The sequence below is a fragment of the uncultured Campylobacter sp. genome, assembly GCF_938018145.1.
Lineage (GTDB): Bacteria > Campylobacterota > Campylobacteria > Campylobacterales > Campylobacteraceae > Campylobacter_A.
The window spans coordinates 1-1,200 of the sequence record NZ_CALIII010000446.1; the positions used below are offsets into that span (position 1 = coordinate 1).

Below are 1,200 nucleotides of genomic sequence, written 5' to 3' on the forward strand. Positions count from 1 at the left end.
GTGCGAATGCGCGCAATGGGCGTGATTTTCGTGCATTTTGACCTCGCTTTTGGGCAAATTTTAGTTAAATTATACCTCAAAAAAGCGCTTAAATTTTATCTATATCGCCTTCTAGTCCGGCATCTACGCGCTTGCCGATGTCTTTTAGCTTGCTAAACTCCTCTATCAGCCTAGGCGCGTCATCAAGGCTGATCGCAAACGTCCAAAGATAGGTGAGCACCGAGTAGATGTGGCCTGCGTTTGCCTGCTTGCTTGAGAGCAAAAATATCGCCAAGCTAAAAATCGCCGCCGCGCTCGCGCCGATGATAAAAAAGCTCATCGCCTCTCTGTTTGAGATGCGGATACGAAGCTTTGAAAGTACGTCGTAGTGGCGCTTTAGCGTGCGCTCATCGCCTGCGCTTATGCGTCCTGCCTCGCGCTCTAGCTGGTTGTTTAGCTTTAGATACAAGCGGTCGTTTTTGGCGATGTATTTGGGTAGCAAAACTCCAAAAACCGCGAGCAGGGCAAAAACAGCCAAACCCACGTAGAACTCGATAAATAAAAGCATGATCGCCGAGCCGAAAATCGATACGACCGAGGTGAAAAACACGGGAAAATGCTGCTCGAAAAAATCCACGAATTCGCGAGATAAATTTGCTCTTGCGATTACGGCGCTTTCGTCTTTTGCGGCTCTTTTTTCGTTCATTATCACGCTTACGGCAAGCCCTGCGTATATCCTAGTAAATACCTGCGTATCCACGCGCCGCCTAATCGAGCCAAGCCCCCAGCCCACGAATACCATGCACGAGTAGCTAAGCGCCAAAAGCGTGTCGCCCGCTACGATGGCGTTTATGGCGATGCCGGCTAGTACGGGATAGACGAGAAACAGCCCGTTTTCCGCCAAAACCAGGCTAAACGTTAAGAACAGCTTTTTAAAATTTTTCTTTGCGATGAGCGTTAGCGTCTTAAATGCGCTATTTTGCATAAAATTCCTTTGTTTAAAATCGCGCGGATTTTAGCTGATTTTAAAATTTGCGTCAAATCTTGCGGAATTTTTTGCTGTAACTCTTGACATTACAACAAAATTTTATTATACTTCGCTCATCAGTTGTAAGTTATAGCATTACAACAAAAATCTAAGGAGACAAAGATGTCAAACTACAAGATCGTTTCAACGAAAAATGAGCCGAGAGTCGAGCTGAAAGACGCTCTAAATTTAAG

At 45.6% G+C, this 1,200-nt stretch carries 1 protein-coding gene; it reads right to left on the bottom strand.

Annotated elements, in window-relative coordinates:
* Positions 1 to 88: 88 nt before the first annotated feature.
* Positions 89 to 964 (bottom strand): ABC transporter six-transmembrane domain-containing protein, encoded by an 876-nt coding sequence (locus tag Q0338_RS10440; RefSeq protein WP_298086667.1) that lies wholly within the window; start codon positions 962 to 964, stop codon positions 89 to 91.
* Positions 965 to 1,200 lie beyond the last annotated feature (236 nt).